We start from the raw sequence: 22,798 nt of genomic DNA, 5'->3' as shown, positions 1-22,798 counted from the left end.
TCGCTCAGCGACGGCAATCACGCCGAAATCGCAAGGGATCAGTGGCCGAGGCGGCCGCGGCCCAGACGCAGCAGCAGCATCGCGAGGTTCTTGCCCTCGGGACCCAGCACGCTGTAGCGCTCGATGACCTTCATCTCGCGGCTGTGCACGAGTCGGGTGCCGCCGGATGCCATCCGGGCCTTCCCGATCATCTGCGAGACCTCGGTGCGCCGCCGGACCGCCTCGAGGATCGTCGCGTCGAGGTGATCGATCTCCTGGCGCAGCTCGTCGATGTCGGGGCTATCGGTCTTGGCGGCCTGTGCGGTGTCTGTCGTCATGTCGTTCTCCGGATTCTCGTCGTGTGACTGGTCTGGTCTCATCCGGTTCCGGGCCTCACAGAAAACAAGCCCCGGGTCCGGAAGTGGACCGCGGGGCTCTGGGGAAGCAGCTAGACCACGGGCACCGCTGGCCGGTACCCGTAGAAAAATCGCCGCTGCTGACAAAGCACTCAACGAGTGTGCCACTACGTGCGGTGGCTGCGCAAAGAGTGTCACTGTTCAGCGGTAGGTTTGAGACAGTATGTCGATCGTCAGCACTGAAACAGACGAGCTCCTTGACGGGCTCAACCCCCAGCAGCGCCAGGCCGTCCTGCACGAGGGCACGCCGCTGCTCATCGTCGCCGGAGCGGGCTCCGGCAAGACCGCGGTGCTCACCCGTCGCATCGCCTACCTGCTCGCGGCTCGTGAGGTCGGCGTCGGCCAGGTCCTCGCGATCACGTTCACCAACAAGGCCGCTGCCGAGATGCGTGAGCGCGTCGCGCAGCTCGTCGGTCCGCGCGCCCGCAACATGTGGGTGTCCACGTTCCACTCGACCTGCGTGCGCATCCTGCGCAACCAGGCGTCGCTGCTGCCCGGGCTGAACTCCAACTTCTCGATCTACGACGCCGACGATTCCCGTCGCCTGCTGTTGATGATCGGCAAGGACATGGGCCTGGACACCAAGAAGTTCTCGCCGCGGCTGCTGTCCAACGGCATCTCCAACCTCAAGAACGAGCTGATCGGGCCCGAGCAGGCCGCTGCCGAGGCCTCCGAGGCGGCCGAGGACCTGGCCCGCATCATCGCCGAGGTCTACGCCGAATACCAGCGCCGTCTGCGCGCGGCCAACGCGCTGGACTTCGACGACCTGATCGGCGAGACGGTGGCCGTGCTGCAAGCGTTCCCGCAGATCGCGCAGTACTACCGGCGTCGCTTCCGGCACATCCTCGTCGACGAGTACCAGGACACCAACCACGCGCAGTACGTGCTGGTGCGTGAGCTCGTCGGCACCGAAACGGTCGATGGGGTCGCGCCTGCGGAACTGTGCGTCGTCGGCGATGCCGACCAGTCGATCTACGCGTTCCGCGGTGCGACGATTCGCAACATCGAGGACTTCGAGCGCGACTATCCCAGCGCCACAACCATTCTGCTCGAACAGAACTACCGCTCCACGCAGACGATCCTCAACGCGGCCAACTCCGTCATCGCGCGCAACGCCGGGCGGCGGGAGAAGCGGCTGTGGACGGATGCCGGTGAAGGGGAGCTCATCGTCGGCTACGTCGCCGACAACGAACACGACGAGGCCCGCTTCGTCGCGCAGGAGATCGACGCACTCGCAGACAGCGTCGGCGACTTCTCGTACAACGACGTCGCCGTGTTCTATCGCACCAACAACTCCTCGCGTGCCCTCGAAGAGGTCTTCATCCGCGCCGGCATCCCGTACAAGGTCGTCGGCGGCGTGCGCTTCTACGAGCGCCGGGAGATCCGCGACGTCGTCGCCTACCTACGGGTGCTCGACAACCCCGGCGACTCGGTCAGCATGCGGCGCATCCTCAACACCCCGCGCCGCGGCATCGGGGACCGCGCCGAGGCGTGTGTGGCGGTGTACGCCGAGAACACCGGGGCGAGCTTCAACGACGCGCTCGTAGCGGCCGCCGAGGGCAAGGTGCCGATGCTCAACACCCGCGCGGAGAAGGCGATCGCCGGCTTCGTCGAGATGCTCGACGAACTGCGGGGCGGCCTCGACGGGGAACTCGGCGAGCTGGTCGAGTCGGTCCTCGACCGCACGGGCTACCGCGCCGAACTCGAGTCCTCCACAGATCCCCAGGATCTGGCCCGGCTCGACAACCTCAACGAATTGGTCAGCGTCGCTCACGAATTCAGTATCGATCTGGCCAACGCGCGGGCTCTGGCCGAGGAGGACGCCGAGCCCCAGGACGAAGACGTGCCCGACACCGGCGTGCTGGCCTCGTTCCTCGAACGGGTGTCGCTGGTGGCCGACGCCGACGACATCCCCGAGCACGGGTCCGGCGTGGTGACGATGATGACGCTGCACACCGCCAAGGGACTCGAGTTTCCCGTCGTGTTCGTGACCGGATGGGAAGACGGCATGTTCCCGCACATGCGCGCCCTCGGTGACCCGGTCGAGCTGTCGGAGGAACGTCGGCTGGCCTACGTCGGCATCACCCGGGCCCGCCAGCGGCTCTACCTCACCCGGGCCAAGGTCCGCTCGTCGTGGGGACAGCCGATGCTCAACCCGGAATCGCGCTTCCTCCGGGAGATTCCGCAGGAGCTGATCAACTGGCGCCGCGTCGAGGCGCCGGCATCGCACTTCTCGGCGCCGGTGAGCGGGGCGGGCCGGTTCGGTACGCCGCGCCCGTCACCCGCGCGCTCATCGGCAGGCAAGAGGCCGCTGCTGGTGCTCGAGCCCGGCGACCGCGTCACGCACGACAAGTACGGCCTCGGTCGCGTGGAGGAGGTGTCGGGCATGGGGGAGTCGGCGATGTCGCTGATCGACTTCGGCAGCGCCGGGCGCGTCAAGCTCATGCACAACCACGCACCCGTCAGCAAGCTCTAACCGGAGCGACCCCAGCGCGCCGTCTCCGGCAGCAGCGCCAGCACGATCGAGGCCACCGGCAGCACCGGCATGCCGTAGACGAGGGCAGGCAGTGCGGCGCCCGCGACGAACAACCCCGCGAAGATCAACAGCGCGACCGCTGCGCCGACGATCACCAGCAGCCTGCCCATGCGGCGCCGTAGCAGCAGCGCGATCAGCCCGCCGATGGTGGCTGCGGCGGAGATGGCGGCGAGGAAACCGATCGCCACACAGAACAGCGGGTCGGTTGCCGACCAGCCGGAGATCAGATTGGTCGCGATGACCGCGGTCGCCCAACCGGACAGGATGCTGACGACGGCGGTCGCAATCGCCGACCTGGCGGGCACCCGCGGCGCGTGCGGTGGACCGACTGCGATGGGCTGGGCTCGAGGCAGGTATCCGGTGGCGGGCTCTGCCGAAGCGGGGAATTCACCGGTCGGGTGACGCCTGATGATTGACGTGGCCGGGTCGGCCGATTCCGGGACGGGTTGCGAGCCGGTGTTCAGCGGTGCCCGGCGCAGGATCCGTGTCTCTGCGTCATCGTGCTGTTCGGGGCGATCGGTGGGGTCGCTGGCCACTCAGCCAACGTAGCTGCCGGGGGACAGTCCCCGCTTGGCCAGCCACCCGACGGGATCGATCCGATTGGAGCCGTCGAGAAGTACTTCGAAGTGCAGGTGGGGGCCGGTCGAGTTGCCTCGGTTGCCCATCGTGGCGATCTGGTCGCCAGCCATGACGCGCTCGCCGACGCTGACCAGCCACGTGTTGATGTGGCCGTACAGGGTCACGGTGCCGTCGGAATGCTTGATCTTGACCCATGCGCCGTAGCCGGCGGTCGGGCCGACGTCGACGACGACACCGTCGGCGGCGGCCAGGATCGGGGTGCCGATGGAGTTCGCGATGTCGATGCCGCCGTGCAGCACGCCCCACCGGAAACCGAACCCGGAGGTCCACACTCCGCGCGTCGGCATCACGAACTGCGGGCGGGCCAGGCGCGCCTCACGCTCGGCACGCTCCTGCGCGAACGCCGCGGCCTTGGTGATCTCTTCGGCGTGGATGGCGGAGTTTGCTGCCGGTGTCACGGTGACGATCTGCATGCCATCCGTGGAACCGGTGACGACACCGGAGCCACCCAGTGTCGTGGTGTCGGATGCGAGGACGGTTTCGGCAGGCTGCTTCTCCGCAGCGGTGGTCACGCTGTATGCCCCGGCGGCCGTTGCGCCGACGGCCATCGCTGCGACCATCAGCCGGCCCTTGACGGGGACCTCGGGTTTGCGGTGCTGCCCCGTGCGGCCGCGCATGTCGATGACGTCGGTGGTGGCCGTGCCGTCGCTGCGGTCGGTGTGGCTGTCGCGATAGGCGCGCGAGCTGCGCAACGAGCTGACATCAGAAGGTGATTCGGCGCGCGGTTCGGCTCGGAACTCGGCCGGAACCAGGCGCAGCGGCTGCAGATCGTCGGTGTCGAGCAGATCGTCCAGTTCGGGGGCGTGGATGACCTGGGTGTCGCGGTCGAACACACCGTCGCCGGGGCAGTCCAGATCGTGTAGCTCGCCCAGGGCGCCGAACTCGTTGAACGGAATGATGTCCGTTACTTCAGTGGCTGCAGGTGCTGCGAGAGCCTCAGAGAAGCGAGGCGATCGATGCTGAGCCAACCTGAAAGGTCCTTTATCTGTCGTGTGCCGTCGTGATCAGACCGTTATCTAGACCACAGGACGTTAACCAAAATCCAATGCAAGTGCCAACCCGTGACTGTAATCCACTGTCGAATGTGACCTGAATCACGATTAGGGGCCCGGTGAGATCGACCACATGACAGGTAGGCGGTGCCAACTTCGGTTCGCGAGGTCTATACAGTCCCCCTGGAGCCCGTCGGGCACACACCTACAAGCCGCCGACAGACAGGGATGGTCTGAGAGTCCATGGACCTCTTCGAGTACCAAGCGAAAGAACTTTTCGCCAAGCACAACGTTCCCACCACGCCCGGCCGCGTCACCGACAGCGCCGAGGACGCGAAGGCCATCGCCGAGGAGATCGGTAAGCCGGTCATGGTCAAGGCGCAGGTCAAGGTCGGCGGCCGCGGCAAGGCCGGTGGCGTGAAGTACGCCGCGACGCCCGACGACGCCTTCACCCACGCCCAGAACATCCTCGGCCTCGACATCAAGGGCCACGTCGTCAAGAAGTTGTTGGTGGCCGAAGCCAGCGACATCGCCGAGGAGTACTACATCTCCTTCCTGCTCGATCGTTCCAACCGCACCTACCTGGCCATGTGCTCGGTCGAGGGCGGCATGGAGATCGAAGAGGTCGCCGCGACCAAGCCCGACCGCCTGGCCAAGGTGCCCGTCGACGCCGTCAAGGGTGTCGACCTGGCCTTCGCTCGGGAGATCGCCGAGAAGGGCCACCTGCCGGCCGAGGTCCTCGATGCTGCAGCTGTGACCATCCAGAAGCTGTGGGAGGTCTTCACCGGCGAGGACGCCACCCTGGTGGAGGTCAACCCGCTCGTCCGTACCCCGGACGACCAGATCCTCGCGCTCGACGGCAAGGTCACCCTGGACGCCAACGCCGACTTCCGCCAGCCCGGCCACGCGGAGTTCGAGGACAAGGACGCCACGGATCCGCTCGAGCTCAAGGCCAAGGAGAACGACCTCAACTACGTCAAGCTCGACGGCGAGGTCGGCATCATCGGCAACGGCGCGGGTCTGGTCATGTCGACCCTCGACGTCGTCGCCTACGCCGGCGAGAAGCACGGCAACGTGAAGCCCGCGAACTTCCTCGACATCGGTGGCGGTGCCTCGGCGGAGGTGATGGCCAACGGGCTCGACGTCATCCTGGGCGACAGCCAGGTCAAGAGCGTCTTCGTCAACGTCTTCGGCGGCATCACCGCCTGCGACGCGGTCGCCAACGGCATCGTCAAGGCGCTGGAGATCCTCGGCGACGAGGCCAACAAGCCGCTCGTCGTGCGTCTGGACGGCAACAACGTCGACGAGGGCCGACGGATTCTCGCCGAGGCCAACCACCCCCTGGTCATCCAGGCCGAGACCATGGACGCCGGCGCCGACAAGGCCGCCGAGCTGGCGAACAAGTAAGGGACACACACGATGTCGATCTTTTTGAACAAGGACAGCAAGGTCATCGTCCAGGGCATCACCGGTGGCGAGGGCACCAAGCACACCAAGCTGATGCTCAAGGCCGGCACCCAGGTCGTCGGCGGTGTCAATGCGCGCAAGGCGGGCACGACCGTCAAGCACGAAGACAAGGATGGCAAGGAGATCGAGCTGCCGGTGTTCGGCAGTGTCGCCGAGGCGATGAAGGAGACCGGCGCCGACGTGTCGATCGCCTTCGTGCCGCCGGCCTTCTCGAAGGACGCCATCATCGAGGCCATCGACGCCGAGATCCCGCTGCTGGTGGTCATCACCGAGGGAATCCCGGTGCAGGACAGCGCCTATGCGTGGGCCTACAACGTGGAGAAAGGTCAGAAGACCCGGATCATCGGGCCGAACTGTCCCGGCATCATCACCCCGGGCGAGTCGCTGGTCGGCATCACGCCGAACAACATCACCGGCAAGGGCCCGATCGGGCTGGTGTCGAAGTCGGGCACGCTGACCTACCAGATGATGTACGAGCTGCGCGATCTCGGCTTCTCGACCGCGATCGGCATCGGCGGCGACCCGGTCATCGGCACCACCCACATCGACGCCCTCGAGGCGTTCGAGAAGGATCCCGAGACCAAGCTCATCGTCATGATCGGCGAGATCGGCGGCGACGCCGAGGAGAAGGCGGGCGCCTACATCAAGGCCAACGTCACCAAGCCGGTCGTCGGGTACGTCGCCGGCTTCACCGCGCCCGAGGGCAAGACCATGGGACACGCGGGCGCCATCGTCTCCGACGGTGCGGGCACCGCGCAGGGCAAGAAGGAAGCCCTCGAGGCCGCGGGCGTCAAGGTCGGCAAGACGCCGTCCGAGACCGCCAAGCTGGCCCGGGAGATCTTCGAAACCCTGTAGCCCCAGCACGCCGAGACTGCGGCCAGATCGCCATCCTTCGGGAATCGGCGATCTGGCCGCAGTGTCGTTTGGGGTGTCAGGCGGTCATCAGTGCGAGGAGGTCGAACACCACGGTGGCCGCGGCGATCGAGGTGATCTCGGCGTGGTCGTAGGCGGGGGACACCTCGACGACGTCGGCGCCGACGAGGTTGAGGCCGTGCAGGTTTCGCAGCATGCGCAGCAATTCGCGGGCCGTGAGTCCGCCGGACTCCGGCGTCCCGGTGCCCGGTGCGAAGGCGGGATCCAGGACGTCGATGTCGATGGACAGGTAGACGGGAACGTCTCCGACGCGGCGCCTGACGGCGTCGACCGCCGCGTCGACCCCCATCACGTCGAGATCGCCTGCGCGGATGGTGCGAAACCCCATGCGGGCGTCTTCGTTCAGGTCGATGCGGTCGTACACCGGCCCGCGGATGCCGACGTGGATCGAGTGGTCGGGAACCAGCAGTCCCTCCTCGAACGCACGCCGAAAGATCGTGCCGTGCGTGACCGGGGCGTCGAAATAGGTGTCCCAGGTGTCGAGGTGTGCGTCGAAGTGGACCAGGGCCAGCGGACCGTGCACACCGTGTAGCGCGCGGAGTGCGGGCAGCGCGATCGTGTGGTCGCCGCCGATCGCCACCACCCGTCGCTCCCGTGCGCCGATCACCTCGCGCATGTGCTGCTGGATCTGGCGGCAGGCCTCGTCGATGTCGAAGGGCGTCACGGTGATGTCTCCGGCGTCGACGATCTGGACCTCCTGCAGTGGCGTCACCCCCAACTCGACGTGGTAACCGGGGCGCAGGGTTCGCGCAGCCTGTCGAACGGCCATGGGACCGAAGCGGGCACCCGGACGGTAGGACGTTCCGCCGTCGAAAGGCACTCCGAGCACGGCGATCTGGTAGTCGGTCACCTCACCGATGTCGGCAATCCTGGCGAAGGTCGACTTGCCGGCGTACCGCGGCACCACAGTCGAGGGAATCGCCCCCAGGGGCGGCTGCTCGGCGCCGGTCTCGGGCGGGTTCATCGGCGCCCGGTCGGGCGGATGTCGACGTCGGGGAATGCGGGCACCTCGAACCGGGTGTGCAGATAGGTTTCCGTGCACGCCTCCTGGGCGTGTGCGGCGATGTCACTCAGCGTGGTCACCCACATTCCGTCCATGCTGCGGACGTTCTCGATGAGGCGTTCCAGTGCAACGGCTTTGGAGGGTCGACCTGAGATGAACGGATGGTTGGTGAGCACGAAGCAGCCTCCTTCGAGGTGGTGGGCCTCCGCCTCGAGGGTCCACATCTCGAGAACCTTTGCCGGACTCTCGATGACACCGCTCCCGGTCACCCCGGGGTAGAAGGCGTACTGCTCCCAGTCGTCGAGGGCCCAGTCGACAGGGATCTCGATGAGCGTCTCGGCGGAGTCGGGTGCCACCGCGAACCGGTAGGGTTTGTCGCCGTCGAGAAGACTCGAGTCGTAGAGGAAGCCACGTTCGGCCAGCAGTGCCGGTGTGTGCCAGTTGGTTTCCCACCACGGTGCGCGATACCCGACGGGGCGGATACCGGCCACCCGTTCGAGGGCGTCGAGTCCGCGGTCGAGGTAGCGCGCCTCGGTAGCGGCGTCGATACCCTGCATCGGTTCGTGCAGATACCCGTGGTGGGCGATCTCATGGCCACTGTCGACGATCGCCCGAACGGTGTCGGGGTAGCAATCGGCCGTGAAGCCCGGCACGAAGAAGGTGGCCCGAATGTCCTGACGCGCCAGCAGTCTCAAGATCCGTGGCACGGCGACCCTGGGTCCGTAGGACTGGTGGCTCATCAGCGACATCCGGCTCGCAGCACCCGGATCATGGGCCAGAACACAGGATTCGGCGTCGACGTCGAACGTGAACGCGGCTGCGGCACGGTGACCCTTCGGCCAGCCGAGGTCGTCGCGTCGGGTAGTGGTGGGGGCCGGGCTTGTCACAGGGCGCTTCCCTCTGCGGTCTGGACGGGTGGCGCAGCGACGGCGGTCTCGGCGCGGCGCCGGTAGGCCCGAGGGCCGAACACCGCGTACAGGCCACCAGCGACCAAGCCGCCCGCCAGCCATGACAGATCGAGTCCGCCCATCGCCCTGGACCCGAAGCCCTGCATGACCGGTAGTGAGCCGTACATGAACATCCAGGTGCCGACGATGCCCGCGACGAAGCAGCCCATGGTCGTCCAGTTGACGTCGGGCAGACTGCGGGAGCCGACCGGGTCGAACAGGCGCTGCGCGTCGAGGCTGCTGCGTTCGATGACGAAGTAGTGGACACCCATGATGCCCGCCCAGCTGGCGATCCAGGCCACGATCGCGCCGAGCCAGGTGCTGAGCACCGTGGCCAGGCTGGACTGGAAGACGAAGAAGACCACGACGACGAGCGCGAAGGCGCCGACGAGCAGATTCAGTGTGCGTCGGGACAGCTTCACGTCCAGTGCCTGGGTAGCGACCGAGAACGTGTAGATGTTGAGGATGTTCGTCGCGATCGGGCCGTGGATCACCAGGAACAGCACCGGTAGGGCGAGTGATCCGAAGTTCGACACGATCAGTTCGCCGGGATCGACGTCACCGTTGGTGGTGGCCAGGCTGGCGCCGAGCACGCCGAGCCAGACCACGGGGATGAACTGTCCCAGGGTGCTCGCCAGATAGAGCTTGCGCGGCGGCACCTTGGTGCTGACGAACCGTGAGTAGTCGCACGCGTAGGTGAACCACGTGATGCCCCAACCGATTCCGATGACCGTCATCACCGCCGACATCGCCGCGATGCGTTCGGTGCCCTGCAGGACGTTTCCGTCGGGGCCGGCGTAGGACCAATCGATCGGGAGGTGGAACCACGCGACGGCCGACATCAGGATCAGTACGGCCAGCGTGGGCGGAACCGTCCAGCGCTCGAAGGTCGCGATCGCGCGATAGCCGAGCCACGCGATCGTGACCTGGATGCCCATGATCACTGCCGCGACGGCGACCTTGGCCGCGATGTTCGGCGCCGCCGGATCGACCAGGTGCAGTTGCCCGAGTAACGCCATGACCAGGTCCAGGATGATCCAGGTGTTCACCGCACACCATCCGATCGCGAGGGCGGCCTGGATGGCGGCCGGTACGTAGGCGCCGCGGCGGCCGAACGCAGCGCGGGAGAGCACCATCCCGGTCACACCTGTGCGCTGGCCGATCAGGACGAAGACGCCGAACAGCGCCATGCCGACGACGTTGCCGACGATCAGCGCGATCAGCGTGTCGCGCAGCCCCAGGCCGAGGCCGATCCCCAGTGCGCCGAGCACCCAGTTGATCGGAGCGATGTTGGCGCCGGCCCAGATCCAGAACTGTCCGGAGACGCGTGAGGTGCGCACCGACTCGGGGATCGGCTGCAACACGTCTTCGATCTGATGGATGTCCCCGGATCCGGGCATGTCGGCGCTCCGGCCCTGGAGCTCGACGGGCACGGGTTGCTCTGTGCTCATGAACGTTCCTTCGGGTGTCGGCGACCCAACCGGTGAAGCATAGTTGCGTCTAATGCAACAGGGATGCACTGATTCAGAACCTAATGTGAGGCCTACCACCTGTCAACACGAACCGGACATTCGTCGATTGAGGCGCAGTCAAAGCAAACAACATCGTTAACACCGTTTTTACATGTGGCCAATCCGCATGATCCCGCCGACCCCGAACCTCCGCGTGTTGACTTGAACGCAACACTGTTGCACTGTGTGGGGAGTCGGGTGTCACGCCCCGACCGTCGACGATTGAGAGGAACGACTGATGAACCTGGAGCGCCTCAAGCGGATCCCCAACGGTGACAAGGTCACCCCCACGTTCAGCGCCGCGGAGATGGAGTCGCGGCTGACGACCCTGCGCAAGCAGATGGCCGACGACGGGCTGGCTGCGGTGATCTTCACCAGCTACCACAACATCAACTACTACTCGGATTTCCTCTACACCGCGTTCGGTCGGCCGTACGCGCTGGTGGTGACCGAGGAGAGTGCGACCACCGTGTCGGCCAACATCGATGCCGGCATGCCGTGGCGGCGCACCTTCGGTGACAACCTCGTCTACACCGACTGGCGGCGCGACAACTTCGAATACGGCGTTGCGCAGGTGCTCGCCGAGCACGGCATCACCGAGGGCCGGGTCGGCGTCGAGAACGACCACATCAACCCCGACCTGCTCGCGCGGATCATGGGCGCGCTGCCCCGGATGCAGGCTGTCGATGTGGCCGCGGCGACCATGCGACTGCGAATGATCAAGTCGGCCGAGGAGATCGAACTCATCACCCACGGCGCCCGGATCGCCGACCTCGGTGGTGCGGCGGTGCGCGAGGCGATCGCCGAGGGGGTACCGGAATACGAGGTCGCCATCGCTGGGTCCAACGCGATGATCCGCGAGATCGCACGCACCTTCCCGCACGCCGAGTTGCGCGACACCTGGGTCTGGTTCCAGTCGGGGATCAACACCGACGGCGCGCACAACTGGGCGACCAGCCGCACCGTTACGCGCGGAGACATCCTGTCCCTCAACTGCTTTCCGATGATCGCGGGTTACTACACCGCACTCGAACGCACTCTGTTCTACGGTCGGCCGTCCGCGGAGCACCTGCGGCTGTGGGAGGTCAACGTCGCCGTGCACCGCCGCGGGCTCGAGCTGATCAAGCCCGGCGCGGTGTGCAAGAACATCTGCGCCGAACTGAACGAGATCTACGAGGCGGAGGGCCTGATGCCGAACCGCACATTCGGCTACGGCCACTCGTTCGGCGTGCTGTCGCACTACTACGGGCGAGAAGCCGGCCTGGAGCTGCGCGAGGACATCGACACCGTGCTCCAGCCCGGCATGGTGGTCTCCATGGAGCCGATGATCATGATCCCGGAGGGGCAGCCCGGTGCCGGCGGCTACCGCGAACACGACATTCTCGTCATCGGCGAGGACGGCGCGGAGAACATCACGAAGTTCCCCTTCGGTCCCGAGCACAACATCATCGACGCGTGAGCGCAGCGCCGGGTTCCGGTCAGACGGGACCCGGCCTACGCGTCGGTCACAATGACATCGGCGACAGAAGGCGAAGGGGTGGTAGTCGTGAGTACCGACGACGGCGGCGTGCTCTCGGCGGAGCGCAACGGCTCACCGGAGCGCAACAGCGATGCCCGATCCTCCTCCGTGCTGCTCAACGGCCTGCGCGTTCTCGAATCCTTTTCGATCGCCGAACCGGTACTCGGTGTCACCGAGATCGCCCGCAAGGTCGATCTGCACAAGAGCAGCGTCTCGCGCATCCTCGCCACTCTCGAGAAGGCGGGTTACGTCGAGCGCGACGAGGGCACGGGTCGCTTCCGACTGGGCCTCGGTCTGATCGCGCTGACCGGACCTCTGCTGGCCAACCTCGACGTCCGCCGTCTCGCGCACCCGGAACTCGATCAACTCACCCGTCGCACCGGCGAAACGAGCGCACTGACGATGTGGAACGGGAACGAGGCGGTGGTCGTCGACCAGGTGTCCAGCCCCAAGCAGGTCAAGCACACCGCTGCGGTCGGTACCCGCTACGACACCTACCAGAGCTCTTCTGTGCAAGTGTTTCTCGCCGAGATGCCTGCCGCAGAGGTACGCAGGCTCTTCGACCGACGTCTCCTCGTCGGTCCCGTCGACGATGCCGTCGACGCCCTGCTCGACGAATTGCGCGAGGCCCGCACCCGGGGTTACGCACTCAATGACGGCCTCACCTCCATCGAGGAGGTCGGCATCGCGGCGCCCGTGCACGATCACCGCGGAGAGCTCGTCGCCGCGATCATGCTGTCGGCGCCGCGATTCCGCGTACCGGCGCCGATGCTCGAGCCACTCGGGCTGGCAGTCGCCGACGCTGCGGGCAGGATCTCAGCACGCCTCGGCGCGGTCACCTCCTGACCGCACGCGCAAGGTGCCCCAGCTCGGCACGTTTTGGTGACCTGTAACCCGTTCTATTAGCCTCTCGAATTAACACCCGTCAGGAGGCTTGTATGCCGGTTGATCCGCGAACCCCCATCCTGGTCGGCGTCGGTCAGTTCACCGAACGCATCGACGACCCCGGCTACCGCGGCATGTCGGCCGTCGAGCTGGCGACCGAGGCCGCACGGGCCGCCCTGGCCGACACCGGTGCCGACGCATCGTCGGTGGCGGGAGCCATCGACACGGTTTTCGGGATGCGGCAGTTCGAGATCTCGGGTCCGATGCCGGCCACGCTCGGCAAGTCGAACAACTATCCGCGGTCGGTGATGCAGCGCCTCGGTGGAAACCCGGCGCGCGTCGTGCTCGAACCCGTGGGCGGGCAGGGGCCCCAGAAGCTGGTGGCTGAGGCCGGCGCGGCCATCGTCGCAGGGGACGCAGACGTGGTGATGATCATGGGATCGGAACCGGGGTCGACGGCCAAGTACTTCGCCGACCGCGACGACAAGCCGGACTTCACCGAACACGTCGAGGGTCAGCTCGAGGACCGTGGGCACGGGATCTACAGCTACATCGACGAATACACCGTGACGCACGGATTGACGGGCGCGCCGGTGCAATACGGGTTACTCGACAACGCACGCCGGGCCCGGCTGGGACTGGGTGTTCAGGAGTACCGCCACGCGATGGCCGAGCTGTTCGCACCGATGTCGAAAGTGGCTGCGAAGAACCCGTTCTCGTCGTCTCCGGTCGAGCGCTCGGTCGAGGAGATCGAGACCGTCACCGACGACAACCGGATGATCTGCGATCCCTATCCGCGCTATCTCGTCGCTCGCGACACCGTGAACCAGGGCGCCGCGTTGATCGTGATGTCGGTCGAGGCGGCCCGCCGGCACGGGGTGCCCCAGGACAAATGGGTGTTCGTCCATGGGTATTCGGACCTCGTCGAGCAGGCGCTGCTGAGTCGGGTGGACATGGGAGCCAGCCCGGCAGCCGTTCACGCGGTCCAGGAGGCGCTGCGGGTGGCAGGGCTCGGCGTCGGTGACATCGCCACGTTCGATCTGTACAGCTGCTTCCCGTTCCCGGTGTTCGTCGCGAGCGAGGCCCTCGGAGTGTCCGGCGACGATCCTCGCGGATTGACCCTCACCGGGGGCCTGCCGTACTTCGGCGGACCGGGCAACAGCTACTCGGCTCACGCGATCGCCGAAACTGTCGCCCAGATGCGCGACGCACCAGGTGACTTCGGCTTCGTCGGCGCCAACGGCGGCATCATGAGCAAGTACTCGGTCGGCATCTACTCGACCGAACCCGTCGAATGGCGTTCGTCGCGCAGCGCGGAACTCACCGAGCAGGTGGCCGCGCTGCCGACGGTTCCAGTGACCAAGCAGCCGGAGGGGTCAGGCGTGGTCGAGACGTACTCGGTGCGCTACGACTGGCCGGTGCGCACCGGCATCATCGTCGGGCGTCTCGACACCGACGGCTCCCGCTTCATGGCGACCACCGCCGACGACGAGCTGGTCGCGTTGATGTCCGACGGTGACCCGCTGGGTACGAAAATTGTTGTAAAGACTACGGATAACGGCAACCGGGCGATTCTGCGCTAGAACAGCGTGGTGCTGGTGGGGGTGAGCACGAAGCCGTGGTCGCCGGCGACGCACCCGGTGGTGCCCTTGTCGTCGACACCGCATCGGATGCCTTTGTATTCGATGCTGTGTTGTGGTGGAAGAGGTTTCGGGCGCTCGTTCTCAGGCGGCTGGTAGTTGGGGTTGAGTGACGGGGCCGCCGGCTCGCTGGTGGCCGGTGTGTTGGTCGCGACGTCGATCTCCCATGAGCCCGGGCCCTTGTCGGGGCGCGGCCCTTCGCAGGTGAGCGTCCGAATCGCGGGATCGTTGCGCGAATTCATGTCGTTGCTGTAGCACTGCTGGCCATCCGGGGTACTGAATTGCACGCCCGTGAAGTACGGGTAGCTCTGCTGAAACTGTGCAACGTCGACCGGTGTCATGGACATCAGGTCGGGGAAGGTCGCCGGGAGTGCATTGGTCGACGACGTAGGCGTAGGCGTTTCTGCGCGGCTGTCAGTGGTGGCGCCGCACGCTGCCAGTGCTGCGACGATGGCCAGCGTCGCCGCACAGATCACGACGTTCGCAGAGCGGGTAGACCTGGTCATCAGTAGCCGCCCAGCCCTGTCGTATCGGAGTTTTCGATGGTGACCAATTGTGTCCCGTAGGGGTTCCACAACGATACGGAGGCGTCGACGGAATTCCCCGCGGACAGCGGGGACTGGAACACGCCGTAGGCGCCTGGTTGCGACGTGACCACCTGCGGCGTGGACCAGTTCACGCCGTCCGTCGACGAGCTGGTGAAGATGTTGCCCTGATCGTCGTTGAAGGTCAGCAGCGCCTTGTTGTCGTAGAAGTGCACGTTGGGTTCGCCGACGCCGCTGTAGCCTGCCGGTGGCTGTAGCACAGGTGGGCTTCCGCCGGCGCCGGCCGCCCCCACAGCGAACGAGTTCCCATCCCAGTACTCGTATTTCGCGGGGTTCTCGACATCGGCGACGGGGACACGCGCGACATGAAGGCCGTCGTTGGTTCGACCGTTCTCGGAGCCGTACATGTACACATATCCATCGTCGCGAGGAGTGAAGCTCTGCACCTGAAAAGGGTTGTTCGACGCGGCATTGTTCGTCCACACCGGGCCTGCCTTCGTCCATGTCTTGCCGCCGTCGACGGATTTGTACAGTTCAGAGCTGCGCGTCTGCCACGTCCCCCGTTCCCAGTTCTTGACGTTCATCACCGATGCGTACATGGTGTCCCCGTCGCTGAACGTCGACGTCGGGATCGTCGACGCGTCACCAGGGGTGTTGGGGAACGGATCGTTGACGACCTCGTCCACCACCCACTTCCCGTGCTCGTCCATCGTCCAGAAGATGATGTTGTTGAAGCCGCCCTGATCGGTCCGAGGTCCCGGGCCTCCGCCTTCTCCCATGTTCTTCGCGGTGTCGCCCTGGATCGTGAACATGCGCCCGTCGGGCGTCATCCCCATGATCGACAGGTCGGTGTTGGGCACGCCGACCCCGCCGTCACCGGTCTTCGGATCCCCCGAACCTGCCAGGCTCTGCAGCCACTTCAGCTGATCGCTGTTCAGACTGTCGGGGTCGATGCCGCCGGGCCCGGGATTGTTGCCCGGCAGCCAGCCCGCGTTGATGGCGCCGATACCCTTGGCCGTTGTCCCGTCGGCGGTGAGGAACTGTTCGATGAGCTGCTGGATGATCCTCGTGTACGCCGCGGCGATGGCCACCCACGGCGCCGTGTCGTTCGGCGCCCGGACAGTCACCACGCCGGCGTCGCTGACGTCGAACATCGATGCGGCGATACCCACCCAAGTCAACAACACCGATCGGATCGCGACCATCGCCTCGCCACCGGACTGCATGGCCGCAGCCAGGGCGACCAGCTTCTCGCGCTCCAGATACTCCTGCTGGATGTTCCGATAAGACTTCGCGGCGGCACCCGTCGCCGCCCGGCCGAACCAGCTCTCCCGCATACGGTTGGCCGCGCGCACCTGCTCGCCGATCAGCCCGTCGAGCATCGAAGCCGTTCGGCTGAGGTCATGCCCGGAATCGACGACGCGCTGCGGCTCCTGCGCGCGGATCATCGAGATGGACATCAGGCTCCCAAGCCGGTGTTGCTCACCAGCCTAGGACCGGCGCCGGGGCCTCCGGCGCACCAAATCACACCAGCGCAGTGAGCTTGCCCGCGAGCCGTTCGACGTACCCGGCGACCTCGTCGGGGCCGCGGTCGGGGAAGCCGAACAGCACCTCGGTGACCCCCAGATCGCGCCAGCGCGCGAGCTTGTCGGGGTCGGGCTTGAAGTCCAGCGCGACGATCTGCGGAGCCCCGTCGCGCCCGGCGGCGGCCCACGTGTCCTGGAGGAGCTTCACCGGTGCGTCGATGTCGAAGTCGCGTGGGGTGGTGATCCAGCCGTCGGCGGACTTCGCGATCCACTTGAAGTTCTTCTCGGTGCCCGCGGCGCCCACGAGAACCGGGATGTGCGACTGCACCGGCTTGGGCCACGCCCAGGACGGGCCGAAGTTCACGAACTCGCCCTCGTAGGCGGCCTCTTCCTCGGTCCACAACGCCCGCATGGCTTCGAGGTACTCGCGCAGCATCGTGCGGCGGCGCGCAGGGGGCACGTTGTGATCAGCGAGTTCATCGGTGTTCCAACCGAATCCGACACCGAGGGACACTCGGCCGCCGGACAGGTGGTCCAGCGTGGCGATCGACTTCGCCAGCGTGATCGGATCGTGTTCGACGGGCAATGCGACCGCGGTGGACAGCCGCACCCGTGACGTCACCGCAGCGGCGGTGCCCAGCGACACCCAGGGATCCAGGGTGCGCATGTAGCGATCGTCGGGCAAGGTCTCATCCCCGGTGGTCGGGTGCGCGGCCTGCCGTTTGATCGGGATGTGGGTGTGTTCGGGCACGTAGAAAGTGGAGAAGCCGTGCTCGTCGGCGAGCTTGGCCGCCGCGGCAGGCGTGATCCCGCGATCAGAGGTGAACAGCACCAACCCAAAGTCCATGCCGAGAATTAGAACGTGTTCCAATATGCGTCCGCAAGTGGGGGTGCCCCGGGTAGCACTGCCTCGCCGGCCGCGCAGACTTGCGTAGCGCGCTACTCAAGACCACGCGATTCGATCGCGTGACAGTTATCCCATGAAGACACGAACGCGTGTGCGGTCCCGGATCGGGGAGTGGATACGGCGCTATCTACCCTGCGAAATAGCCGGCACGGCAGCAGAATTCGGGGCCGCAGCACTGGCCTACGGCGCCACCGGCTCGTTGGCTGCCGCGGCCGTCGCGGCGACCGTCGGCGCCTCCGCGGGTTACTACGCGACGGCATTCCTGACCGCATTGAGGTGGACATACCGCGACCATCGTCACCGGACACGGCGCGACCGCGTCGTCGTGTCCGTCCTCTTGGCGCTACGCAGTGTCGCGATCGAGTTCGGCCCCGCCGAACTGATCGACAGCATCGCCGTGCGGCCCCTGGCGTTCTACGTCGGACCCCTGCTGTTCGGCAACGTCGCCGCCGGCTGGATCTTCGGGAAATTGGTCTCCGACGTGGCGTTCTACGGATGCGCAGTCTTCAGCTACGAGCGCTTCACAGCCCTCGTCGCGCAGCGCCTTCCGGCCGAGAAAGGAACCGGTCATGAACCTGCACCGACGGTCCCAGCTGCGTGAGCAGCTGCGCGCCACCGCGCCACGCTGGACGCAGCTGGCCCAGGCGCACGGCACACCGCTGCTCGTGCTCGAACCGCAGCGGGTCGCGCGACGCCTACGTGAACTGCAGTCCGCGCTCCCGGGCTTCGAGGTGCACTACGCGGTGAAGGCGCTGTCTCATCCGGTGGTGCTGTCCACCGTCGCGATCTGCGGCGCCGGTTTCGACGTGGCAACACGCGGCGAGGTGGACCTTCTCGGCCGGCTCGGCCTGCCTCTGCATCGCAGCATCCACACAAATCCGATCAAGAAGCCGGCGGACATCGACCATGCCTACGCCGCCGGCATCCGCACGTTCGTGGTCGAGAACGTCGCTGAGGTACAGAAATTCGCGGGCCGACCCGGCGACATCGACCTGCTGGTGCGCCTGGCCTTCGGTAACCCTTCAGCGAAATCCGACCTGTCGTCGAAGTTCGGGGTGGTGCCCGCCGACGCCGAGCTCTTGGTCAAGCACGTGCTGACCGGTGGCGTCGGATTCGCCGGGTTCAGCTTCCACGTCGGCAGCCAGAGCAGCTCGACCGAGCCGTTCCGGCGCGCGCTGCAGCACACCCTCGACCTGACCGGTCACATCGAGGCCGCCCTCGGAGTGCCCACGCGGACGATCGACATCGGTGGGGGATTCCCGGTGAGCTATCGCGAACAGGAGCCGCCCATCACCGAGATCGGCGACATCGTCGACGACGTCCTCGGTGCGCGGCGCGGCGAATTCAGGTTGCTGTGCGAGCCCGGACGGTTCCTCGCCGCCGACTGCATGACACTGCTGACCACCGTCGTGGGCACCGCCGAACGCGCCGGCCGGACGTGGCACTACCTCGACGACGGGCTCTACGGGAGCTATTCGAACGTGATGACCGAGGACGTGCACGCGCCGATCCTCGCGCTGCCGGAGCTGACCGGGCAGATCGAGCCGACTCTGCAGCCGGTCACGCTGGCCGGGCCCACGTGTGACAGCGCCGACGTGATCGCTCGCGATTACCCGATGCCTGGCCTGGCAGTGGGCGATGTCCTGCTCAGTCCGCTGATGGGCGCCTACACCGCGGTCACCGCATCGCGGTTCAACGGCATCGAGGCCACCCCGATCGTCATGGGCTGACTTCGCCTCACCGCGATCCATACCGATGACGGACCGCCATCGCAGCGCTTCGATGGCACACCATGACGACCGAACGCATCGCCGAGAACGTCTCATTCGCCTACTGGGTGCCCAACGTCAGTGGCGGCCTCGTGGTCAGCGACATCGAGCAGCGCACCGACTGGAACTACGACTACAACGTCAAGCTCGCGCAGACGGCCGAGAACAACGGCTTCGACTACGCGCTGTCCCAGGTGCGCTACGAAGCCAGCTACGGCGCGGAATACCAGCACGAGTCCACCAGCTTCAGCCTCGCGCTGCTCCTGGCCACCCAGCGGCTGAAAGTGATCGCGGCCGTCCACCCGGGCCTCTGGCAGCCCGGTGTGCTGGCCAAGCTGGGCGCCACCGCCGACCAGCTCTCCGGTGGCCGGTTCGCCGTCAACGTGGTGTCCGGATGGTTCAAAGACGAGTTCACCCACCTCGGTGAGCCCTGGCTCGAACACGACGAGCGCTACCGGCGCAGTGCGGAGTTCCTCCAGGTACTGCGCAAGATCTGGACCGAGGACGACGTGGACTTCCGCGGCGACTTCTACCGCATCCACGAGTTCACCCTCAAGCCCAAACCGGTCAACACGCCCGAACGGCCCAACCCGGAGATCTTCCAAGGCGGAAACTCCACCGCGGCCCGCCGCAACGGGGGCCGCTATGCCGACTGGTACTTCTCCAACGGCAAGGACTTCGACGGCGTCACCGAACAGATCGTGGACGTCCGCGACCACGCCCGCGACGTCGGGCGTGAGGTCAAGTTCGGTCTGAACGGCTTCATCATCGCCAGAGACACGGAAAAAGAAGCGAAGGAGACCCTCAGGGAGATCGTGGAGAAGGCCAACCGTCCCGCGGTCGAGGGATTCCGCTCGGCCGTACAGCAGGCCGGCAACTCCACCGGTGACAAGACGGGGATGTGGGCCGACTCCAGCTTCGAGGACCTCGTGCAGTACAACGACGGTTTCCGCACCCAACTGATCGGCACGCCGGAACAGATCGCCGAGCGCATCGCGGCCTATCGCAAGCGCGGCGTCGACCTGATCCTCGGCGGGTTCCTGCACTTCCAGGAGGAGATCGAGTACTTCGGCGCGAAGGTGCTGCCGCTCGTCCGTGAGATCGAGGCAGCTGAGCGCTCGACGGCCGACACGCCGGTGCTGGTCCCCGCCTAGCGGCCGCCTCCGCCGCTCGGGGTCCCCAGCGATGTGCGCTAGCGTGGTTCATCGAATCGCTCAGGCGGTCCGTCGGGATCGCAGTCACCTGCGTTGACATCGTTGGTTGTCGATGCGGGGGCCCGCACACCACAGGAGAGGTCATGTCGTATCCGCAAGGCCCGACCGGAGGCCACGGCTATCAGCCGGGTCAGCAGCCCACCACACAGTTCAGCGCTCCGACACAGCAGTTCGCCCGGGTCAATGAGCCCGGCCCCGGCCCCGGCCCCGGCGCCGAGGGTCCGAGCAAGCTCCCCGAGTACCTGAGCGCCGCCACCGCAGGTCTCGGCCTGCTCGCGTACCTGTCGTACTTCGCGCCGCAGTTCACCGTGGAGTCCTCCGACTTCCCGGGTCTCGGCGAGCTCAGCGGCAGCTCCGTCGGCCTCGGCATCGCCGTCGTCGCGTCGCTCGTCGGTGCGCTCGTCGCCGGGGTCGGTCTGCTGCCCAAGCAGAAGAGCCGCGTCGCCCTGGCCGCCGTCGCATCGGTGCTGGGCTTCCTGCTGGTGATCTCGGAGGTGCTGAACAAGCCCAGCGGTACCAGCGTCGCCTGGGGCCTGTGGCTGGTGACCGCCTTCACGCTGCTGCAGGCCGCCGTCGCCGTCGTGGTGCTGCTGTTCGACTCGGGAATCCTCACCGCGCCGACGCCGCGACCCAAGTACGAGCAGCCATACGATCAGCCGCAGTACGGCCAGTACCCCGGCTCCTACTACGGTCAGCCGGGCCAGCAGGGGCAGCCGCAGCACGGCCAACCTCAGCAGCAGCGCCCCGGCTACCCGACGCCCTACGGCGGCTACCCCGGCTCGGGTCCCTCCACCGGCGGGTTCCCCGCCACGTCCCCGTCCGGACAGCAGCCGTCGGGCCAGCAGTCATCGGGCGCCACGTCGGGGCAGCAGCCCTCCGGCGCGCAGTCGGGTTCCCCGACGCCGCCCACCGGCTACCCGACCTACGGACAGCCTCCGTCGAGCAACACTCCGACGACGCAGGTCCCCACGCAGCACCCGTCGTCGCCGTCGTCGCCGTCCTCGCAGTCGGGCCAGTCCTCGTCGTAGTGTCGAGCGCGTCGTAGTTGAAGCGCGTCGTAGTCTCAACCGCGCGTGCGTGACCGTCGCGCGTCCGAGAGCGTCTTTCCAGGAGCGGCCCGACCCGTGAACACAGCCCCACGCGCGGGTAGTACGCCAGCGGCCCCACGCCAGGCGCGTGAGCTGCTCCGGGTGGCGTTCGGGCCGTCGCTGGTCGCGTTGGTCGTCATCGCGGCGGTGGTGCTGCTGCAGCTGGTGATCGCCAACAGCGACATGACGGGCGCGCTCGGCGCCATCGCGAGCATGTGGCTGGGTGTGCACCAGGTGCCGGTGTCGATCGCGGGCAGCGCACTGGGAGTGATGCCGCTGCTGCCCGCGTTGGCGATGGTCTACGGCACGGCGCGCACCACCGCGGCCGCGGTGACGCACACGTCGTGGTTCGTGACCCGCTGGGTGGTGGCCTCGGCGTTGGGTGGACCCCTGCTGATCGCGGCGCTGTGCCTGGCGGTGATCCACGACGCCGCCTCGGTGCTGACGCAGCTGCAGACACCGGACGCCTCGCGCGCCTTCGCCAGCGTGCTGACTGTGCACCTGCTGGGGGCGGTGCTCGGTGTCGGGTCGCGGCTGGGCAGGCGACTGATCCGGCCCCCGCTACCTGCCTGGCTGCCCGACGCGTTCCGTGCCGCAGCGGTCGGTGTGCTGGCGCTGACCGCGTTGTCGGCGGCGGTGGTGGCGGGCTCGCTGGTCGTGCACTGGTCGACGATGCACGACCTCTACTCGATCACCGATTCGTTGTTCGGGCAGCTGAGCCTGACGGTGCTCTCGCTGCTGTACCTGCCCAACGTGGTGGTCGGCGCCGCCGCCGTCGCCGTCGGCTCGAGCGCGCACGTCGGCCTGGCCACCTTCAGCGCGTTCACGGTGCTGGGCGGAGACGTGCCCGCGCTGCCCGTGTTGGCCGCCGCGCCCACTCCGCCGCTGGGCCCGGTCTGGGTGGCGCTGCTGATCGTCGGTGCGGTGTCTGGGGTCGCGCTGGGCCAGCAGTGTGCGCGCCGGGCGCTGCCGCCGGTGCAGGCGCTGGCGAAGGTGCTGGTCGCCGCGACTCTTGGCGCTGCGGCGATGGCGCTGCTGGGCTACGCCGGTGGTGGGCCCCTGGGCAACTTCGGCGATGTGAAGGTGGACCAGGCCACCTTCGGTCCCGCTGTCTTCGTGTGGTTCGCCGGCATCGGCGCGCTGACGGTCGCCATGTCAGGCGGCTTCGCGCCCCGTGTCCGCACGCCCAGACCGGCGCCACCTGCGGAGGATCTCGACGACGATCTGGAGCCGCCCGACACCGTCGTGCTCCCGCCCGAGAGCATCGACGCCGCCCCCGTCC

General features: G+C 66.9%; 20 protein-coding genes. 11 read left to right on the top strand and 9 right to left on the bottom strand.

Annotated features, from left to right (window positions below):
• Positions 1-38: 38 nt before the first annotated feature.
• A complete protein-coding gene (locus tag DMB80_RS18825) occupies positions 39-359 on the bottom strand; it encodes a chorismate mutase (protein ID WP_111511254.1) in 321 nt (106 codons plus the stop codon).
• Positions 360-558: 199 nt separating this feature from the next.
• On the opposite strand from DMB80_RS18825, the gene pcrA reads away from it, so the two are divergent.
• Entirely contained in the window at positions 559-2,871 is a 2,313-nt protein-coding gene (gene pcrA, locus DMB80_RS18815; protein ID WP_111511253.1) for a DNA helicase PcrA, read from the top strand.
• On the opposite strand, the gene DMB80_RS18810 is transcribed toward pcrA, so the two are convergent.
• Both DMB80_RS18810 and DMB80_RS18805 read right to left on the bottom strand, forming a co-directional pair.
• A complete protein-coding gene (locus DMB80_RS18810; RefSeq protein WP_111511252.1) occupies positions 2,868-3,467 on the bottom strand; it encodes a hypothetical protein in 600 nt (199 codons plus the stop codon). The two genes, pcrA and DMB80_RS18810, sit on opposite strands and share 4 nt — an antisense overlap.
• Positions 3,468-4,538 (bottom strand): M23 family metallopeptidase, encoded by a 1,071-nt coding sequence (locus tag DMB80_RS18805; protein ID WP_046364470.1) that lies wholly within the window; start codon positions 4,536-4,538, stop codon positions 3,468-3,470.
• Between the two features lie 267 nt (positions 4,539-4,805).
• Here DMB80_RS18805 and sucC point away from each other — a divergent pair, with 267 nt between their 5' ends.
• Complete coding sequence (sucC, locus tag DMB80_RS18800) at positions 4,806-5,969, top strand: ADP-forming succinate--CoA ligase subunit beta (protein WP_046364471.1); 1,164 nt, start codon at positions 4,806-4,808, stop codon at positions 5,967-5,969.
• Positions 5,970-5,981: 12 nt separating this feature from the next.
• Positions 5,982-6,884 carry a succinate--CoA ligase subunit alpha gene (sucD, locus tag DMB80_RS18795; protein ID WP_111511251.1) on the top strand — a complete coding sequence of 301 codons (903 nt, stop codon included), beginning with the start codon at positions 5,982-5,984 and terminating at the stop codon, positions 6,882-6,884.
• A 76-nt stretch (positions 6,885-6,960) separates the two neighbouring features.
• Here the strand turns inward: sucD and speB are convergent, their stop codons facing one another.
• Genes speB through DMB80_RS18780 form a run of 3 tightly spaced genes read right to left on the bottom strand, consistent with a single transcriptional unit; the run spans position 6,961 to position 10,312 of the window.
• A complete protein-coding gene (gene speB, locus DMB80_RS18790) occupies positions 6,961-7,926 on the bottom strand; it encodes an agmatinase (RefSeq protein ID WP_111511250.1) in 966 nt (321 codons plus the stop codon).
• Complete coding sequence (locus tag DMB80_RS18785) at positions 7,923-8,852, bottom strand: polysaccharide deacetylase family protein (RefSeq protein WP_205538779.1); 930 nt, start codon at positions 8,850-8,852, stop codon at positions 7,923-7,925. The genes speB and DMB80_RS18785 overlap by 4 nt, the downstream gene beginning before the upstream one ends.
• Positions 8,849-10,312 (bottom strand): purine-cytosine permease family protein, encoded by a 1,464-nt coding sequence (locus tag DMB80_RS18780; protein ID WP_111511292.1) that lies wholly within the window; start codon positions 10,310-10,312, stop codon positions 8,849-8,851. Before DMB80_RS18780 ends, DMB80_RS18785 begins: the two co-directional genes overlap by 4 nt.
• Before the next feature lie 349 nt (positions 10,313-10,661).
• Between DMB80_RS18780 and DMB80_RS18775 the strand changes: the two genes are divergently transcribed.
• From DMB80_RS18775 to DMB80_RS18765, 3 genes are all read left to right on the top strand, one after another.
• Positions 10,662-11,882, top strand: a complete 1,221-nt coding sequence (locus DMB80_RS18775) for a M24 family metallopeptidase (RefSeq protein ID WP_111511248.1) — start codon at positions 10,662-10,664, stop codon at positions 11,880-11,882.
• A gap of 87 nt (positions 11,883-11,969) precedes the next feature.
• Positions 11,970-12,788: an IclR family transcriptional regulator gene (locus tag DMB80_RS18770; protein ID WP_048424025.1), complete on the top strand. Its 819-nt coding sequence runs from the start codon at positions 11,970-11,972 to the stop codon at positions 12,786-12,788.
• Between the two features lie 92 nt (positions 12,789-12,880).
• Positions 12,881-14,410: an acetyl-CoA acetyltransferase gene (locus tag DMB80_RS18765; RefSeq protein ID WP_111511247.1), complete on the top strand. Its 1,530-nt coding sequence runs from the start codon at positions 12,881-12,883 to the stop codon at positions 14,408-14,410.
• Here the strand turns inward: DMB80_RS18765 and DMB80_RS18760 are convergent.
• The 3 genes from DMB80_RS18760 to DMB80_RS18750 form a co-directional block, all read right to left on the bottom strand.
• Positions 14,407-14,973, bottom strand: a complete 567-nt coding sequence (locus DMB80_RS18760) for a hypothetical protein (RefSeq protein ID WP_162938610.1) — start codon at positions 14,971-14,973, stop codon at positions 14,407-14,409. The two genes, DMB80_RS18765 and DMB80_RS18760, sit on opposite strands and share 4 nt — an antisense overlap.
• Positions 14,973-16,472, bottom strand: a complete 1,500-nt coding sequence (locus DMB80_RS18755) for a DUF4185 domain-containing protein (RefSeq protein ID WP_111511245.1) — start codon at positions 16,470-16,472, stop codon at positions 14,973-14,975. Before DMB80_RS18755 ends, DMB80_RS18760 begins: the two co-directional genes overlap by 1 nt.
• A gap of 64 nt (positions 16,473-16,536) precedes the next feature.
• Positions 16,537-17,385, bottom strand: coding sequence for an LLM class F420-dependent oxidoreductase (locus DMB80_RS18750; RefSeq protein WP_048423992.1), 849 nt, complete (start codon positions 17,383-17,385; stop codon positions 16,537-16,539).
• A gap of 133 nt (positions 17,386-17,518) precedes the next feature.
• On the opposite strand from DMB80_RS18750, the gene DMB80_RS18745 reads away from it, so the two are divergent.
• The 5 genes from DMB80_RS18745 to DMB80_RS18725 form a co-directional block, all read left to right on the top strand.
• Positions 17,519-18,046 carry a hypothetical protein gene (locus DMB80_RS18745; RefSeq protein ID WP_111511244.1) on the top strand — a complete coding sequence of 176 codons (528 nt, stop codon included), beginning with the start codon at positions 17,519-17,521 and terminating at the stop codon, positions 18,044-18,046.
• Entirely contained in the window at positions 18,015-19,175 is a 1,161-nt protein-coding gene (locus DMB80_RS18740) for a type III PLP-dependent enzyme (protein WP_111511243.1), read from the top strand. The genes DMB80_RS18745 and DMB80_RS18740 overlap by 32 nt, the downstream gene beginning before the upstream one ends.
• 62 nt (positions 19,176-19,237) lie before the next feature.
• Positions 19,238-20,368 carry a dimethylsulfone monooxygenase SfnG gene (gene sfnG / locus DMB80_RS18735; protein WP_111511242.1) on the top strand — a complete coding sequence of 377 codons (1,131 nt, stop codon included), beginning with the start codon at positions 19,238-19,240 and terminating at the stop codon, positions 20,366-20,368.
• 143 nt (positions 20,369-20,511) lie between these two features.
• On the top strand, positions 20,512-21,456 hold the full coding sequence (locus DMB80_RS18730; RefSeq protein WP_111511241.1) for a DUF5336 domain-containing protein: 945 nt from the start codon (positions 20,512-20,514) through the stop codon (positions 21,454-21,456).
• Positions 21,457-21,552: 96 nt separating this feature from the next.
• Positions 21,553-22,798, top strand: a 1,246-nt coding sequence (locus DMB80_RS18725) for a cell division protein PerM (protein WP_240431264.1), incomplete at its 3' end; no start/stop codon positions are given.

The sequence above is a fragment of the Mycobacterium kyogaense genome, assembly GCF_003254575.1.
Taxonomy (GTDB): Bacteria; Actinomycetota; Actinomycetes; order Mycobacteriales; family Mycobacteriaceae; genus Mycobacterium; species Mycobacterium kyogaense.
Note: the sequence above shows the minus strand (reverse complement) of the source record. Positions and strands in the feature narration are given on the sequence as shown.

Coding starts and splice junctions, on each gene's coding strand:
- DMB80_RS18750 (WP_048423992.1), bottom strand. CDS start 17,385: ATGGACTTTGGGTTGGTGCTGTTCACCTCTGATCGCGGGATCACGCCT.
- sfnG (WP_111511242.1), top strand. CDS start 19,238: ATGACGACCGAACGCATCGCCGAGAACGTCTCATTCGCCTACTGGGTG.
- sucD (WP_111511251.1), top strand. CDS start 5,982: ATGTCGATCTTTTTGAACAAGGACAGCAAGGTCATCGTCCAGGGCATC.
- pcrA (WP_111511253.1), top strand. CDS start 559: ATGTCGATCGTCAGCACTGAAACAGACGAGCTCCTTGACGGGCTCAAC.
- DMB80_RS18825 (WP_111511254.1), bottom strand. CDS start 359: ATGAGACCAGACCAGTCACACGACGAGAATCCGGAGAACGACATGACG.
- DMB80_RS18755 (WP_111511245.1), bottom strand. CDS start 16,472: ATGTCCATCTCGATGATCCGCGCGCAGGAGCCGCAGCGCGTCGTCGAT.
- DMB80_RS18775 (WP_111511248.1), top strand. CDS start 10,662: ATGAACCTGGAGCGCCTCAAGCGGATCCCCAACGGTGACAAGGTCACC.
- DMB80_RS18765 (WP_111511247.1), top strand. CDS start 12,881: ATGCCGGTTGATCCGCGAACCCCCATCCTGGTCGGCGTCGGTCAGTTC.
- DMB80_RS18730 (WP_111511241.1), top strand. CDS start 20,512: ATGTCGTATCCGCAAGGCCCGACCGGAGGCCACGGCTATCAGCCGGGT.
- DMB80_RS18745 (WP_111511244.1), top strand. CDS start 17,519: ATGAAGACACGAACGCGTGTGCGGTCCCGGATCGGGGAGTGGATACGG.
- speB (WP_111511250.1), bottom strand. CDS start 7,926: ATGAACCCGCCCGAGACCGGCGCCGAGCAGCCGCCCCTGGGGGCGATT.
- DMB80_RS18760 (WP_162938610.1), bottom strand. CDS start 14,973: ATGACCAGGTCTACCCGCTCTGCGAACGTCGTGATCTGTGCGGCGACG.
- DMB80_RS18780 (WP_111511292.1), bottom strand. CDS start 10,312: ATGCCCGGATCCGGGGACATCCATCAGATCGAAGACGTGTTGCAGCCG.
- sucC (WP_046364471.1), top strand. CDS start 4,806: ATGGACCTCTTCGAGTACCAAGCGAAAGAACTTTTCGCCAAGCACAAC.
- DMB80_RS18740 (WP_111511243.1), top strand. CDS start 18,015: ATGAACCTGCACCGACGGTCCCAGCTGCGTGAGCAGCTGCGCGCCACC.